This is a genomic window from Mesorhizobium sp. M1396 (assembly GCF_040317725.1).
Classification (GTDB): domain Bacteria; phylum Pseudomonadota; class Alphaproteobacteria; order Rhizobiales; family Rhizobiaceae; genus Mesorhizobium.
In genome coordinates this window covers 116,440-130,374 of the sequence record NZ_JAMYLA010000004.1, presented here as the reverse complement: position 1 = coordinate 130,374, position 13,935 = coordinate 116,440, and the positions used below count along the sequence as shown (strand labels likewise).

General features: G+C 63.8%; 15 protein-coding genes. 2 read left to right on the top strand and 13 right to left on the bottom strand.

Annotated features, from left to right (window positions below; all coding sequences use genetic code 11):
* Positions 1 to 78: 78 nt before the first annotated feature.
* From NKH02_RS04050 to NKH02_RS04005, 10 genes are all read right to left on the bottom strand, one after another.
* Positions 79 to 612, bottom strand: a complete 534-nt coding sequence (locus NKH02_RS04050) for a hypothetical protein (protein ID WP_352873117.1) — start codon at positions 610 to 612, stop codon at positions 79 to 81.
* A gap of 196 nt (positions 613 to 808) precedes the next feature.
* Positions 809 to 1,318, bottom strand: coding sequence for a GNAT family N-acetyltransferase (locus NKH02_RS04045; protein WP_352873115.1), 510 nt, complete (start codon positions 1,316 to 1,318; stop codon positions 809 to 811).
* Positions 1,319 to 1,675, bottom strand: a complete 357-nt coding sequence (locus NKH02_RS04040) for a type II toxin-antitoxin system TacA family antitoxin (protein ID WP_352873114.1) — start codon at positions 1,673 to 1,675, stop codon at positions 1,319 to 1,321.
* A gap of 86 nt (positions 1,676 to 1,761) precedes the next feature.
* A complete protein-coding gene (locus NKH02_RS04035; protein ID WP_352873121.1) occupies positions 1,762 to 2,181 on the bottom strand; it encodes a hypothetical protein in 420 nt (139 codons plus the stop codon).
* A complete protein-coding gene (locus NKH02_RS04030) occupies positions 2,171 to 2,431 on the bottom strand; it encodes a type II toxin-antitoxin system prevent-host-death family antitoxin (RefSeq protein ID WP_057143280.1) in 261 nt (86 codons plus the stop codon). Before NKH02_RS04030 ends, NKH02_RS04035 begins: the two co-directional genes overlap by 11 nt.
* A 62-nt stretch (positions 2,432 to 2,493) precedes the next feature.
* The gene (locus NKH02_RS04025; protein ID WP_352873113.1) at positions 2,494 to 3,435 is read right to left on the bottom strand and encodes a DUF2493 domain-containing protein; all 942 of its coding nucleotides are present in this window, start codon (positions 3,433 to 3,435) and stop codon (positions 2,494 to 2,496) included.
* 247 nt (positions 3,436 to 3,682) lie between these two features.
* Positions 3,683 to 4,738: a DUF7146 domain-containing protein gene (locus NKH02_RS04020; RefSeq protein WP_352876569.1), complete on the bottom strand. Its 1,056-nt coding sequence runs from the start codon at positions 4,736 to 4,738 to the stop codon at positions 3,683 to 3,685.
* Positions 4,739 to 4,750: 12 nt separating this feature from the next.
* Positions 4,751 to 8,680, bottom strand: coding sequence for a strawberry notch family protein (locus NKH02_RS04015; RefSeq protein WP_502913773.1), 3,930 nt, complete (start codon positions 8,678 to 8,680; stop codon positions 4,751 to 4,753).
* Positions 8,677 to 9,162, bottom strand: a complete 486-nt coding sequence (locus NKH02_RS04010; RefSeq protein WP_352876567.1) for a hypothetical protein — start codon at positions 9,160 to 9,162, stop codon at positions 8,677 to 8,679. Before NKH02_RS04010 ends, NKH02_RS04015 begins: the two co-directional genes overlap by 4 nt.
* Positions 9,159 to 9,323, bottom strand: a complete 165-nt coding sequence (locus NKH02_RS04005; RefSeq protein ID WP_352876564.1) for a hypothetical protein — start codon at positions 9,321 to 9,323, stop codon at positions 9,159 to 9,161. Before NKH02_RS04005 ends, NKH02_RS04010 begins: the two co-directional genes overlap by 4 nt.
* Positions 9,324 to 9,503: 180 nt before the next feature.
* Between NKH02_RS04005 and NKH02_RS04000 the strand changes: the two genes are divergently transcribed.
* Positions 9,504 to 10,697, top strand: a complete 1,194-nt coding sequence (locus NKH02_RS04000; protein WP_352876562.1) for a DUF1173 domain-containing protein — start codon at positions 9,504 to 9,506, stop codon at positions 10,695 to 10,697.
* 36 nt (positions 10,698 to 10,733) lie between these two features.
* Here the strand turns inward: NKH02_RS04000 and NKH02_RS03995 are convergent, their stop codons facing one another.
* Entirely contained in the window at positions 10,734 to 11,417 is a 684-nt protein-coding gene (locus NKH02_RS03995; RefSeq protein ID WP_352876560.1) for a transposase, read from the bottom strand.
* Positions 11,418 to 11,721: 304 nt separating this feature from the next.
* Between NKH02_RS03995 and NKH02_RS03990 the strand changes: the two genes are divergently transcribed.
* Positions 11,722 to 12,111: a hypothetical protein gene (locus NKH02_RS03990; RefSeq protein WP_502911038.1), complete on the top strand. Its 390-nt coding sequence runs from the start codon at positions 11,722 to 11,724 to the stop codon at positions 12,109 to 12,111.
* Positions 12,112 to 12,715: 604 nt separating this feature from the next.
* Here the strand turns inward: NKH02_RS03990 and NKH02_RS03985 are convergent.
* Both NKH02_RS03985 and NKH02_RS03980 read right to left on the bottom strand, forming a co-directional pair.
* On the bottom strand, positions 12,716 to 13,348 hold the full coding sequence (locus tag NKH02_RS03985; protein ID WP_352873105.1) for a DUF1419 domain-containing protein: 633 nt from the start codon (positions 13,346 to 13,348) through the stop codon (positions 12,716 to 12,718).
* Positions 13,349 to 13,615: 267 nt separating this feature from the next.
* On the bottom strand, positions 13,616 to 13,909 hold the full coding sequence (locus tag NKH02_RS03980) for a DUF5983 family protein (protein ID WP_352873104.1): 294 nt from the start codon (positions 13,907 to 13,909) through the stop codon (positions 13,616 to 13,618).
* Positions 13,910 to 13,935: the final 26 nt, after the last annotated feature.

Below are 13,935 nucleotides of genomic sequence, written 5' to 3'. Positions count from 1 at the left end.
AAAGTGAGTAAGCGGCGCGGGGTCGGATCAAGCATATCGGATCGGACCGGCCGGGCTGTCGGCGGAACCGGGCGTACATCATCCTGGCAGCGCCAGACGCTCGTCCGCCGTCATGCGCGCTTCGGCTTGGCGGCGAATGTCCGGACCGGCATGGCGGAGCATGGCGCACCAGTCTTGCACATTGTAGGTCATCGCCATGCTGCCTCTGGCCAGATCGTAAATGACGCAGGGCTTGTTCGCGATGGCGAGCCGAAGCACGTTGACGGCCGTCCCGGGTGATGCGCCGTCCCAGACCATCATGCCAAAGTCGGCGCGCCGCGCCATCTCCCGGTCCTTGGCGGCGTGGACCCAGTATCCTTCGGCGCCCTCAGGAGCAGGAACATGGTAGGCAGCCCAGTCGCCAAGATTGTTGCGGGGTTCCTTGCCGGCATGGAAGACCCCGACATGCTCGTAGCCGTAGCCCGCGAGCAGGCCCTGCACCTCGGCACCGGCTCCGGGCGCGTCGCCAATCAGCACGCCGTCCTCGGCAGCAACGATTGCGCCGATGCGAGCGATAGCAGGTTCCGGCAGCTCGAATATCTCGCGTGATCCACCTATGAATATCATCGACATGGTGACTTTCCCTTCTCTCCGCGTCCCCCGCCCCGCGCCGGCCGCCCTCTCGCCCTGGCCCTGCGCGAGGGATCGTCACCCGAAGGCCGAGACGGCGAAGCCGGCTCGAGCGGCGGGAGGCCGCGACGAGAGCCCGGCCGCCCGCAGGCCGGCGCGCCCGGACCCTGCCGCTGCCGGAGGCGTTACGCGCGCGGAGCTACTGGCCTTTGTCGGCCAGCCAGAGACTCACGTCCTGGATCGAGCGCATGAGCACCGACGGATTGTCCCGCGCGGGAATGAAGCCCCAGCTCTGCCAGTAGCGCTCGGCCTCGGCGTTGATCGCCCGCACCACCACCGCGCGGCCGCCGACGATGCCGGCGCCGGCGACGCAGCGATGCAGCGCGTCCTTGACCAGGCCGCTGCCGATGCCTTGTCCGGTATAGCGGCGGTCGACGGCGAGTTGTCCGATCAGCAGGCAGGGGATCGGATCGGGCGGGCGTCCGGTGCGGATAGCGCGCGGTGCGCTGTTTGGCTGGATCACGCCCGGCGCGAGGCCGTAATAGCCGACGACTGTTCCCTCGTCGTGAACGACCAGGACGCGGGTAAAACCGCGGGCCTGGTTCCTTCGCGCGAAGCCGGCCTGCCAAGCGTCGAGCGCCGGCTTGCCGCAATCGAAGCTGTCGAGGCGGTGCGCGTCGTCGAGGAGTTCGATGCCTGAAAGCGCCACCTAGCGGTCCCAGGGCGGGGACCGGCGCAGCCGCACGGCCGCCTTCGGCGGCGACGCAGCGGCGGGGGCTGAGATCGCCTGCATGAAGGCGTCATAGGCTTCCGGGGAGACGCGGATGACGGCTTCGTTGAGGATGGCCGCCTGCGCCTTTTGGAGGGCTGCGCGCCGCATGAACTCCGTGCGCGATACGCCGAGCAGCTCCGCGCCGCGGTCGATGATGGTGAGATCATCGTCGCGAAACCGCATCGAGACGGATATCTTCCTATTTACGGTGGCGGCCATGGTTGCGTTCCTGTGCTGGAATGGACATACGTCGGTGAAATGCAGCATGACACCGGATTTGCGTGACGAAGCCATTCCTGTTCCTGGGACCGGCGTACAGGCATGCGGAAACGGCGGACTGATCCGATCCGAGGTATGCTCCCTGCCGCGAAAAGAGAACGTCAATCCAGACGGCTGACGCGGCGGCCCTCGCTGCGCGCTTCGATAAAGGCGCCTGCGATCTTCATCATGAATGCCTTGCTGAAACGACCGAGGGGCTTACCGTCGGATTCGATGTACCAGGAGCGTTCGGCAATATCGTAGTTGTATTCGTCAACCACGATCCAGCAGCGTTTGAGATCGGTCAGACCGGCGCGGCGGCACTCGATAGCGGAGACTTCCAAACCGACCCGATCGCTGGTCGGTGGCTGGGTGGTTATCGCCAGGAGCGCGAGATGGGTCAGGCCGTCTCTTGCGCCGCGCACAGCGATGACCACGCAGGTCGGCCGGCTCTTGCGGCCTTCCGTTTCGCCGCGCTCCTGTTGCCATGCCCAAAGATACGGGTAGGAGATCACCTGACCAGGCAGAAATCTACCGCTCATCATCGTATCCTTCCCCGCGCGCTAGTCGGTCGATCTCGGCGGCGAAGAGTTCCGTGTGTTCCTCTGGCATCTCGGAGACATGGTATGCGCGGCGGGGATCGCCGCCGATGCGCATCCGTTCGTAGTGCTCGTAGCTCATCAGCACGAACCGGGGTTTCCGGTGCTTGGTGAGAATAACGGGTTCGCGGCTGGCAACGTCGGTGACGTCGCCAACCTGCTTGTTGAGATCCCCGGTCGTGAACTGGCGCATGGCTGGCCTCCTTACCAATCTCCATATTATCTGGATTTTCTGGATTTGCAAGAAAACGGCGCTCACGCGCCGCCCTCCGCGAACCGCCACACGGGGATGCCGAGCCGACGCGCCTTGTCGGCAAGGTTGTCGGTAATGCCGGAGCCGGGAAAGACGATCAGGCCGTAGGGCACCACGGAGAGAAGCTGGTCGTTGCGGCGGAACGGAGCCGCCTTGGCGTGCCGGTTCCAGTCCGGCTTGAAGGCGATTTGGGTGACCTTGCGGTTCTCGGCCCAGCAAGCGGCGATGCGCTCGGCGCCGCGCGGGCTGCCGCCGTGGAGCAGAACCATGTCGGGATGCTTCTCGCGAGCCTTGTCGAGCGCGTCCCAGATCCGGTCGTGATCGTTGCAGTCGAGGCCGCCGGCGAAGGCGATCTTGGTCCCGGCTGGAACGAGCACCTCGGTTTCGGCGCGACGGCGGGCGACGAGGAAGTCTCTAGAGTCGATCACCGAAGCGGTCATCGCCTGGTGGCTGACCTTGGAGCCGGTGCGCGGCCGCCATGCCGATCCGGTTTGTGCCTCGTAGAGGTCGGCGGCCTCATCGCGCATGATTTCGAGCACGTTGCGGCGCTCTATATAAGTGATGCCCTCGGCAGTGAGCCGCTCCAGCTCGACGGACTTCACCTCCGAGCCGTCCTGCTCCTGCTGGCTCGAGCGCTGCGCCTCCTCGTTGCGGTCGAGGCTCCGGGCGACGCGCTCGGCGGCGCGGTGGAAGAGGTTTGCGAAGGACCAGAGCAGGTCGTCAAGATCGGGCTCGAGCCTGGTGTCGCCGAGCATACCGGCGAACGTCTCGACGATACCGGCGAGGCCAGCCCGGATCACTTCGTCGTCGGGAAGTGACCGGGGATCGGGTTCGTCCTGATGCGGGCGATGGCCGTACATCTGCAGTTCGAGGATGACGCGGTCGGTAGGCGAGGAGGCGTGGAAGGGCTCGTAGGCGTCGTCGAAAGGAAGCTCGTAGGTCATGGCGTGTCTCCGTCGGTTGTGGCCGCGCCCATCGCGGCCTGACAGCGCATCCCGGCCGCGCCCCGGGCGCGGCCGCACCGAAGGCCGGAGCGCGAGCGGCGGACGGCGCAGCCGTTGCGGCCGTGACCGGGGGATGGCAGGGGTCGCCTCTCAGGCAGGCCGCAGGCGCGGCCTCTCTGGTGGAGCGCCGCTATGTCTGCAGGCTATCCGGCGACACCGCCCCTGCCCGGCTACTCGCCCCGCCCGTTCATCCGGCCGACAGGAAGAGACGGGCATCCTCCGGGACGAGCTGATCATGTAGCCATGCTGCGAGGTGGGCCGGGCCGAGATGACGCAGATCGTCGTTGAAATCGCCGAGCTGCGGCCGCAACACCAGGGCGAGGACCCCTGACTCGCCCGCGCGCTGGCTGAGACGCTCGATGCCGTGCCGGCCGGCGGCGTCGGCATCGGCCGCGATGTAGAGGCGACGGCAGCCAGGTGGGAAGTTCAGGCCGGCGAGGTGATTGGCCGAGGTAGCCGCGGCCACCGGCAGCGCCGGCATCACAGTCCGTAGCGAGGCCATCGTCTCGAGGCCCTCGCCCGCGGCCATGATCGGTACGGGCGCACCGGGTTGGTGACCTAGCCAGATTGGGTTGCCAAGGAGATCCCCCAGCGAGCGGCGTGGATCCGCGAGTAGCGCCTTGCCTTGACCCGAAGGATCAAGCCAGGTGCGTTGCAGGCCGGTGATCTGCCCATCGAGATTGGTCACGGCGGCAATCAGCGCAGGAAGTGTATGCATCTCGCCCGTAACGAGATTCCTGTAGTAGCAGTCGGGATGGAAGCGCACGGCACGCTCATGCGTCGAAAGCAGAATGCCGCGACCGGCAAGATAGCGTTCGGCCAGCGTGCCGGCGATCGGCTGGGACATGGCGAACAGGCGACGCGCGGCCTCAGGGGAGCCGCGTTTCGCGGCTGGCTGGCACTGCGCGCCAAAGGGCTGAGACTGGTTCTGGGGCGGTGGCAGCGGCATGGAGAGAAAGCGACGCGCTTCATCTGCGATGTCACGGAACTCGACGAGGCCGCAATTTTCACGGATGACATCGAGCAGATCGCCGAATTCAGACGTCGCCTCGTCGACCCACCTACCCGCCGGGCCCTTGGCGTTTGCCCTCAGCCGCACATGCATGGAACGGCCGCGCGTGTTGCGGACATCGCCGACAATCCAGTAGTTGCCGGAGCGATGGCCGTTGCAGAGATATTCGCGGCACACCGCCTCGGCGTGTTCGCCAAGGCGGCGCGCCAGCTCGGAGGCCGAGGCGGTCATGATCGCCTCCCCTCAAACCGCCGAGGTACGGTCGGTGACCTCAACCAGCGTATGGCGGTCGAGGAGCGCGGCGAGGATGGCGGATCCTTGCGGGCTCGTCGGAATGAACAGCCGGAGCTTCCAGGAGATTATTTCGGCGATCAGCCCCAGCGCCTTCAGCCGCGGAACCATGGCGTCGGTGAAGCCGATCAGCTCGATACGGTGGTCGTTCATGACGCGGCTGCGGCGCAGAATCAGCCTATCGGCAAGCTGCAGTCCGATCCGCCCCTCGACAAGCCCGGTCCAGGCCTCGTCCGGTGCGAGCTTGGGTACATCGTCGAGCCCCAGATTGCGGAACATGGTCGCGACCAGAGTCGGCGCGATGTGGCGGCCGATGATGCGTTCGCCGGCATCGGTCTGGATCCGGTAGACCTGACAATCATGGTCCGGCAGCCGACGCCAGATCGGCAACAGCAGTCCCGTCACGATGTGAAAGGTGCTGGTGGTGAACTCCGGGACGGCCGCGACTTCCGAGTCCCACAGCTCGCAAAACAGTTTTTGGTCGGCCGGCTGCCAGTGGGTTTCGGCAAGGGCGTCGAGACCGAAGCGCACCTCGTCCGTCGGCCGCAGCAAGCGCACGCGGTGCTCTATCGCGCCGTCGTCGAGCATCAGGCTCGCCGTCGGCAGCCGGATCGCCGCACGGCTGGAACGGGCGTTCACCAGCAGAGCCGATTGCGGCTCCGCCCGGACGATGGCCAGTGCGTCGACGAGGCCGATCGGCCGAACCCGATCCTTGCGCGCGACGGTCAGGACATGCGACTGCGCGCCCGAGATCGGGTGCGCGTAGACGGTGCGGCGATCGGTGACGACGATGCTCTCCGCCGTGATCGTCTCCAGGCCCTTGTCATAGTTGCCGGCGGCGATGGCGCCTTCGATCTTGGCTGCCATCAGCTGCTCGAAGACCTCGAACAGCAGATTCTGGGTTTCGATGCGCAACGCCAGCAGGCGATTGAGCCAGGTCGCGATTGGCGGCAGCTCGTCCCGCAAACCACCTTCATCCGTCGTCAGCGACAGCCCGGTCACCGTCTCGAAGGTCGTGAGCGAGCAGCCCTCGATCTTGCCTTGGTGCAGCAGCATATAGAATTGGCGAAGTGCGGCCCGTGCATAGGGGCTTTCCAGATTGTCCTCGGCACGGAACAGCCCCGCCCCACCGGTCTGGCGCTGGCCACGCGTGATTGCGCCCAGCGTGTCGAGCCGTCGTGCGATCGTCGACAGGAAGCGCTTGCCAGCCTTCACGTTCGCGGCAATGGGTCGGAACGACGGCGGTTGCTTCTGATTTGTGCGGTGGGTCCGACCGAGACCCTGAACGGCGTTGTCGGCGCGCCAGCCGGCCTCGAGCAGATAGTGCTTGCGCAGCCTCTGGTTCCTGACCCTGAGATCGGCGTGATAGGAACGGCCGGTGCCGCCGGCATCCGAAAAGATTAGTACGCTCTTGTCGTCATCCATAAAACTCTGGGTCTCGGCGACGTTGGCCGAGCCAGGGCGGTTTTCCACGGCCAACCGATCAATGCCGTCTCGGCCGGTCTTCTTCACGATGCGGCGCGAGCGGCCGGTCACCTCGGCAACGGTGTCGGTGCCAAAATGATGGATGATCTGGTCGAGGGCGCTGCCGACCGGTGGCAGCGATGCGATTTTTTCGATCATCTCGTCGCGCCGGCGAACAGCCTCCCGGCATTGAACCGGGTTGCCATCTTCGTCGTGGATAGGCCGCGAATAGACATTGCCTTCGGCGTCCGAGTATTCCTCGAACAATTGGGTGGGGAAGGAGTGCATCAAGTACCCGCCGACATACTCGCGCGGCGTGACGTCGACATGCAGATCCGACCATTCCTCCGTCGGGATCTCGGCGAGGCGTCGTTCCATCAGCGCCTCGCCGGTCGAGACGATCTGCACGACTGCCGCATGCCCGTCGGCGAGGTCCTGCTCGATCGCGCCAATCAGCGTTGGCGTCATCATCGAGGTGATGAGATGGCTGAAGAAGCGCTGCTTGGTGCTCTCGAAGGCCGAGCGCGCCGCCGATTTTGCGTTGCGGTTCAGCGTGCCGGACTCACTGGTGATGTTGGTCGCCTCGAGTGCGGCGGTCAGGTTGTTGTGAATGACCTGGAAGGCGTCTGCATAGGCGTTGTAGATGCGGATCTGCTCCTCGGTCAGCGCGTGCTCGAGAAGGTCGTACTCGACACCGTCATAGGAAAGCGAACGCGCCGCATAGAGACCGAGCGACTTGAGATCGCGGGCAAGCACTTCCATCGCCGCGACACCGCCGTCCTCGATCGCGGCGACGAATTCGGCGCGGTTGGCGAATGGAAAATCCTCGCTGCCCCAGATGCCGAGACGCTGCGCATAGGCGAGGTTCTCGACCGCGGTCGCACCGGTCGCGGAGACGTAGACGACGCGCGCGTCGGGAAGGGCATGCTGCAGCCGCAGCCCGGCCCTCCCCTGCTGCGACGGGGCGACGTCGCCGCGCTCGCTTTTGCCGCCAGCGGCGTTGGCCATGGCGTGGGCCTCGTCGAAGACGATGACGCCATCGAAAGATTTTTTCGCCCCCGACGGGTTTTCTCCAATCCCTGTCTGGTTTTCTTTAATCCCCGTCTGTCTTTCGGCACTTCCTGCTGACTTTTTTCTGTTCCCCGTCGGGCCTTCGGCCGTCCCCACCTCTTGTTCAACCCAGTCGAGAATCTGGGCGATCCGGGATTTCTTGCCCGCCCGTTCCTGCGAGCGGAGCGTTGCGTGGGTCGTGAACAGGATGCCCTCGGCAAGGCGGATCGGTGTGCCCTGCCGATAGCGCGAGAGTGGCTGCACGAGGAGTTTTTCCTGGCCAAGGGCTGCCCAATCGCGCTGGGCGTCTTCAAGCAATTTGTCCGACTTGGAAATCCAGACCGCACGGCGGCGGCCCTGCAGCCAGTTGTCGAGGATGATGCCGGCGACTTGCCGTCCCTTGCCGCACCCGGTTCCGTCACCCAAAAACCATCCACGGCGGAAGCGCACAGCGTTCGCAGCACCTTCTGGCGCGGCCGAGACGACGTCGCAGGTCTCGTCAACCGTCCAGGTGCCGGTGAGATGGCCGGAATGGGCTTCGCCGGCATAGATGACGCTTTCGAGCTGGGCGTCCGACAGCAGGCCCTCGTCGATGATCGCGTCAGGAACAAGCGGTCGATAGGAAGGTTTGGGCGGCGCGACGGCGGCCATTGCGGCCGACTGCACCAGCGGCGTCGGATGCGGCTTTGCGCGGGGAATGTCGATCGACTGGAGCGCGTAGGGTTCGTAGATCGTATCGGTGAGCCGGCCGCCCTCCTTCGGCATCCAGTCGTGCAGTTCATAGGCAAGTGGCACGGCCGGAGTGGTGCTCGCCATGACGGGGCGGCTGGGCTTTACCCGCGCTATCGGGCGGACCGATTGGATGGCCTTTGGAGCAGCCGTTGAGACAGCTAGGGGTGCGGCTCTCGCTCCCGATCGGGCACCCATGTGCATGGCGGCATTGCGCACGATGCCACTGGACAATGCACCGATCGAGTCCGGAAAGCCGCCCGGTGTCCGGGGCGGCAGATCCATGATCCAGGAGAGCAGCTTCTCGACATCCTTGGCCTTGCCGGGCGACCGGACGAAGTCGGTCGGGTCGGCGACCGGTACCTTGTCGATAATTGTCAGCCGGGTCTCGGCTGTCGTCCCATGGCGGGCGTAGACACGGCCGTCGATCGCTGCGGTGAAGATGACGGTGCCCTGCTGCTGCAGCCGCTCGAAGGCGGGCCGCCATTTGGGGTTTTCGGGAGACAACCCGGTGCCGGTCACGGCAACGAGGCGTCCGCCTGGACGCAGGCGTGCGAATGCGGAGGAGAGGTGCCGCCATGCCGCATCGGCGACGTGGCCGTCGACATGGGCGCCGACGGTGAAGGGCGGATTCATCAAGCGACGGACGGCTTGATCGCAGCATCGAGATGATCGTCGATATTCGCAGCGTCGTGCCGTGAGACGGGGAATCGGGGAAACAGCAGGCCGAGGAGATCGGCCCGCGTGCCGGCAAGCTCGTTGAGGGCGATCGAGGCGCGCGCCATCTCGGCATGGACGGCGAGCAGACCGGTGCCGGCCGAGGGTTCGAGCACGAGGTCGCAAGATGCGATCGCCGCAGCGTGCGCTGTGACGAAGGCCAGCGGCAAGGGCGTGGAGAGCTGCTGCATGGCTTGGCTCTCATCGGAGCGCCGTGTGTGGGTCGGAAGAATTTCGGCGATGCGTTTCATCATCGCCAGCGTTGCCTGCGGCGTGGTGGACCGGGACAGAACCGCAGGGCCGAACCGGCGCAGAAACAGCACCTGGGCGACTTCGAGCGCCTCATAGGCGTCCTTCCAGACCCAGAACCCTTGTGCATCGCTGCCGCCGAAGCTGTCCGTCATGGCGGTGCGCAGTGCGGCGGTGGTGACAGCTTGCCCTGTTCGACGAAAGGCAAAAGCAGCATTGCCGCCTGGTGGATCGCCTGGGCGATGGCGTCTTGTGCCGGCGCGGCGAGGGAAGCAGCCGTCCGGGCAACGGTGGATGTGGTCGAAACAATGTTCATGGCGATGTCCTTTGCGAGAGGGGAGTGGCGCCCGCGGCGGCACTCTCTCCGCGCCAGCCGGGCCGCACTTCTCCGGCTCCCCTCTGCCTCTGGCGCCGGTCCACACGGGTTGCGCTCTGTGCAAAGTCGTGACTCAATGCGCGGACAGGGATGCGGCGGCGACCTGGAGCTGCGGAGGAGATGCGACGGTTCAGAATTGGTCGTGCGGTCTACGAGGAGGGAGCGCCTGATCTGCAGGCGGCGCTGGCGAACGCCTATGCCCGCACCGAGCGTCCGCTATGCCTGTGCCGCGAGCCGGGCTGCCCGATGTACATCGCCCGCATCGGCGACCTTCATCTGATCAAGCGCATGCCGCTGAGCGGCGGCGGGCATGATCCATCCTGTGATTCCTATGAATCCCCTTACGAACTGTCCGGGCTGGGCGCGCTGATGGGCAACGCGATACAGCTCGATCCGCAAAGTGGCATGGCGGCGCTAAAGCTCGATTTCAGCCTGTCCAAGACGGGGAGCCGGGCAGCGTCCGTGCCTGTTGGCGAGAGCTCCGCGACTGTAACCGGAGACCCCAGGAGGATGTCGCTGCGTGGCCTCCTTCATTATCTCTGGTACGAGGCCGAATTGACGGTCTGGACATCCCGATGGGCCGGCAAGCGACATTGGTGGAATGTCCGCTGGCACCTTCTCGATGCTGCCGGGCAAATGACGGTGAGGGGCGGACCGCTCGCGGATATCCTGTTTGTGCCCGAGCCATTTCGCGCCGAGAACAGGCAAGCGATCGAACATCGCCGCAACGCGGTTCTCGGCATGGCGCTGCCGCCGAAATCCGGTCCCCGAAAGTTGCTCGTCCTGGTTGGCGAGGTGAAGGAGATCGTGCCCGCCCGCTCCGCTCAGAAAATCGTCATCAGGCACCTGCCCGGCTTCCCCTTCATGATCGACGATGCATTGCATCGGCGTTTGCAGACACGTTTCGAGAAGGAGTTGTCGCTGTGGGAAGCGGATTCGAGCTCACATCTCATATCGATCGCAACCTTCGGACTGAACCCGGCCGGCATCGCCACTGTCGAAGAAATCGCGTTGATGGTGGTGTCCGAGAACTGGATTCCTTATGAGACGGTCCCGGAGAAAAGGCTCGTCAATGGGCTTTCCCGTCTTCGCGAGAAGAGCGTGAAGGGATTGCGCTATGACCTGCAACCCGACCAGCCGATCGCCAACGCGTTGCTTCTGAACAGGGACGAGCCGATCGCGCTCTTTGTCGTTCCGGCAGGAGCAGACGAGAGCTTCGAAACGTCGCTCAACAAAATGATCGCCACGCGTCCGGAGATCGGCTCTTGGGTGTGGCGGGTCGGCGAAGGCGATATGCCGCCGCTGCCGCTCTGAGCTTCGGCGGAATTTCCGGCGATGCTTCAGTATGTCTTACGCAAGGCCCAGCTTCTTCTTGAGCTCGGCATTTTCCTTGCGCAGTCGGTCGGCAAGCAGATTCTTGAGGCGCTTGTTTTCTTCTTCGAGCGCGACAAGATCGCGGAGATCGCCGCTGTCTGCGGCTGGCGCTGCAACCTTCTTCCACTGATAATAGGTCTGCTCCGAAATACCGGCCTGACCTGTGGCGCTCTTGATGCTGGCGCCGCCACCAATCAACTTCTCGATCTGGCTGAGCAATTGGCCGCGTTCCTTCACGGAGTAGATCTTGCGCGCCTTGCGAACTGTCGCGGGAGGGTCAGTTGCTGCAGGCGCGGACTTGATGGCCGCCTTTCGCGCAGAAGCTTTTGGCTGGGCCTTGGCTGCTTTCGATGCCCTCTTCTTTACTTCAACTGTTTCTGCTTTCGCAGGCAATTCGATGGTGGTCTGCACTGATTCAGTTCCCCGGGATTCGGCCATAAGGTGCTCCGCTGGCGGTTTATACCCATCCTCAACATCAATGGGTGCCACGTCAGAGTCAATAAGCTGTCGATCTGGCAATTCCATCTCCTTCTCAGACACTCTCGTCGTTTCAGCGACAATTCCGGACAGGTCGACGTCGCCCCAGATCGAGTGGCTCTGCTTGGAATTGCGCCGCTTCTGTTTGACCTCCACGACAAATGGACGGGTCTGATGCTTCATTGTCTCTTCCTTGGTGAGAACGACTTGGGTCAGTCGATGTGTCGTCGCATGGTGAAGCTACGGATCTATTGGTCCTCGCCCCACATTTCCCGGCGAGCCTTACCGGACAAGGCCATCGACGGGCAAGCGACGTTTGAACCAGTTCGTCTTCTAACAACCGTTTTGACCGCGCGTCCAAGCGACTTCGTTCGAGCAAGGCACCGAAATATTGATCGTTCGACTTATAAGCGGCGGCCCGCTGGCGTCGTCCGACATTTTGCGCAAGCCGATTGCAATTGCCGTTCTTTTGCGGGCAATTTCTCTTATGGCGGCGGATGAATTGGATGCGGTGGTTTTCCAGATGGCGGTCGAAAGCGTCCGCGCGCTTCCAATCAGCTTCAGCGAAAAGGCGGAGAAAATAGCCGCCATAAGCCGCGGCGCCCTGCTTTTCGACGTCCGGATCGATGGTGATGCGGCGATCCAGCGGGTCGCAGCCATAAGATACCAAAGCGATCAAACGGGCGTTCTGGCTCTGGAGAAGCAAGGGCTCGTGACCCGTCATTGCCTGATAAACGGTGCTTTCTCAAGCTTCATCGGGCCATTGGAGGCCTGGACCAGCCAGCCACTGTCGACGCAGGCAAAGACGGATATCGCAGGCCATGCCAGCCTTTTCATCGGTGCCTTGCGAAATGCGGGTTATATGCGGCTTAGCTAACATTTGCTTAAAATGCATCTGTGGATATTTGCACCCCATTAGCCCCTGCATGGCACGAAAGCTGTGGGCGGCAATGACGGAGCGAGCGGTGACCAGCGACTTATCAGCTGCCCGTATCCATCTAGAGCGTGCCTGTTACTATCTCCAGGGCACCTGTCCACACGAGGGTAGAGGCAAGGCAGGCTCTGGATCTGTTGATCGAGGCCGTCGCGGTGGCCGAATGCTCGCACCCGGTTGCGGAAGTCGTGCCGTTCCGAAAGGGTTTTGCTACTGCGCCGCGCGCCGCTGACTAACCACCTTTGATGCGGTCGACATTATTAGTGGTAATGCCGATTTCGTCGATTGCAGCTGCCTAGCCTGCTGATCGAACCGGGCGGAGAATTCAGCCTTCCCCGTCTCGCGCGACCGTCGTGCGGCGTCGGGCAGCCTTTCGGGTCGGAACATTTGCAAGCCGTTCGGCCGCTGCCTCGACCGAAGCAAGCGAGGTCGGCGACTGTCGGCGCACCGGGTGGCGTTCGCCGGTGGCGATGCCGATCCGGAGCCCCATTTCGGCCGAGTAAGCGGAGTGCGCCTCGTGCGGAGGTTTCGCTGCCGACAAGGGGGCTTACGAACGGTCCGCATCATCACCTCCCCTGCGTGAGTTTCGGAGCGGTAGCGAGACCGATAAGAGTTCATCGATCTCCTTATCGGAGAGGTTCTCAAGAAGCTTGAGGACAGTGCCTTGCGCACCGGCGTTGACGAGAATGGTGGGCTTGCCTCGGTGTTCGGCCGGCCAGGCATCGGGATCCACATTGCCGGCAATGCCCTTGAGGTCGGGATGCGTAGCGTTCCAGATCGCTTCGAGCTTCTCCTCACGTGTCATGCTGTCGGCGGCCCCTGTTTCATGAGCGATGATGGCTGCGCGCATGGCGTCCGGGCTGCGCTTGTCGGAAAGATCGCAGAAGCCATGGAACCAGCGTTCACGAGTACGGATCCTGACCGCAAAAAAGACGCTGGTGACGTACCCGGCCTTGTATTCGGACATTCCAAACATGCCGGTGCGCATGAAAAGCGGCGGCAAAAGGCCGAGCATGAAATGGTATGTCGAGGCTGTTATCTCGAACCATTCGCCGGCATAGGGAGTGCCCGACAAAGGATCGATGCCGGGCGTATGGCGATGCCTGTCGAACAGCTGAAACATCTGTTCGCGGCTGGCGATCCCCTCGCGGACTTTGCGGAAAGCTGGATGGTCGGTCATGGCTTTGCTTCCAGAATGGCCGAGCCGACCGCTCGCGCGACAAGACGCGGGCAGTGGACGATCGGCGGATTGAAGGGAAGTCCGGCGCCCCGTGGAGCCGGAGGTGAGGCTGCATGGTCAGGCTACGGCGCGGAGCCGAGCTGGATGAGTCGATCTAAAGACGGTGGTCGGTGGCGACGGGGCCAACCGCTGCGTATTGCCGGCCCCGCTCAATCGCCGGTGTCAATCGAGTTGGTGCTCGCGCACCAGGACGCCGCGAGCAAGATGTCACCAGTCATAGGCGGGCAGACCGTCCACCTGGTCGGCGTCGCAATCGAACAGGATGTATTCGCAACCTTGCCTGCGCGCCCAGGTCATGACGTCGAAGAGATCGGCGGGAATGGCGTTCTCGCCGGGGCCGGAGTTCTCGTCGTGTGCGTAAACGAACCATCCGTATTCGGCATAGGGCCCGCCGGCGCATGGCCAGTCCTTCGCCGGGGTATGGTCAAGCCGTTTCGCGGTGGCTTCCGAAACATGCGCCGTGGAGACAACGACGAACTTGTGGATCTCGAGGTCCTTCATCGACCGGGCCCTCCGATTTGACATGG

What these genes read in the sequence shown, in the direction of transcription:
- NKH02_RS04050 (WP_352873117.1), bottom strand. Translation starts at nt 612, where the DNA reads ATGTCGATGATATTCATAGGTGGATCACGCGAGATATTCGAGCTGCCG.
- NKH02_RS04040 (WP_352873114.1), bottom strand. Translation starts at nt 1,675, where the DNA reads ATGGCTTCGTCACGCAAATCCGGTGTCATGCTGCATTTCACCGACGTA.
- NKH02_RS04035 (WP_352873121.1), bottom strand. Translation starts at nt 2,181, where the DNA reads ATGAGCGGTAGATTTCTGCCTGGTCAGGTGATCTCCTACCCGTATCTT.
- NKH02_RS04030 (WP_057143280.1), bottom strand. Translation starts at nt 2,431, where the DNA reads ATGCGCCAGTTCACGACCGGGGATCTCAACAAGCAGGTTGGCGACGTC.
- NKH02_RS04025 (WP_352873113.1), bottom strand. Translation starts at nt 3,435, where the DNA reads ATGACCTACGAGCTTCCTTTCGACGACGCCTACGAGCCCTTCCACGCC.
- NKH02_RS04020 (WP_352876569.1), bottom strand. Translation starts at nt 4,738, where the DNA reads ATGACCGCCTCGGCCTCCGAGCTGGCGCGCCGCCTTGGCGAACACGCC.
- NKH02_RS04010 (WP_352876567.1), bottom strand. Translation starts at nt 9,162, where the DNA reads ATGACGGACAGCTTCGGCGGCAGCGATGCACAAGGGTTCTGGGTCTGG.
- NKH02_RS04005 (WP_352876564.1), bottom strand. Translation starts at nt 9,323, where the DNA reads ATGAACATTGTTTCGACCACATCCACCGTTGCCCGGACGGCTGCTTCC.
- NKH02_RS04000 (WP_352876562.1), top strand. Translation starts at nt 9,504, where the DNA reads ATGCGACGGTTCAGAATTGGTCGTGCGGTCTACGAGGAGGGAGCGCCT.
- NKH02_RS03995 (WP_352876560.1), bottom strand. Translation starts at nt 11,417, where the DNA reads ATGAAGCATCAGACCCGTCCATTTGTCGTGGAGGTCAAACAGAAGCGG.
- NKH02_RS03990 (WP_502911038.1), top strand. Translation starts at nt 11,722, where the DNA reads ATGGCGGCGGATGAATTGGATGCGGTGGTTTTCCAGATGGCGGTCGAA.
- NKH02_RS03985 (WP_352873105.1), bottom strand. Translation starts at nt 13,348, where the DNA reads ATGACCGACCATCCAGCTTTCCGCAAAGTCCGCGAGGGGATCGCCAGC.
- NKH02_RS03980 (WP_352873104.1), bottom strand. Translation starts at nt 13,909, where the DNA reads ATGAAGGACCTCGAGATCCACAAGTTCGTCGTTGTCTCCACGGCGCAT.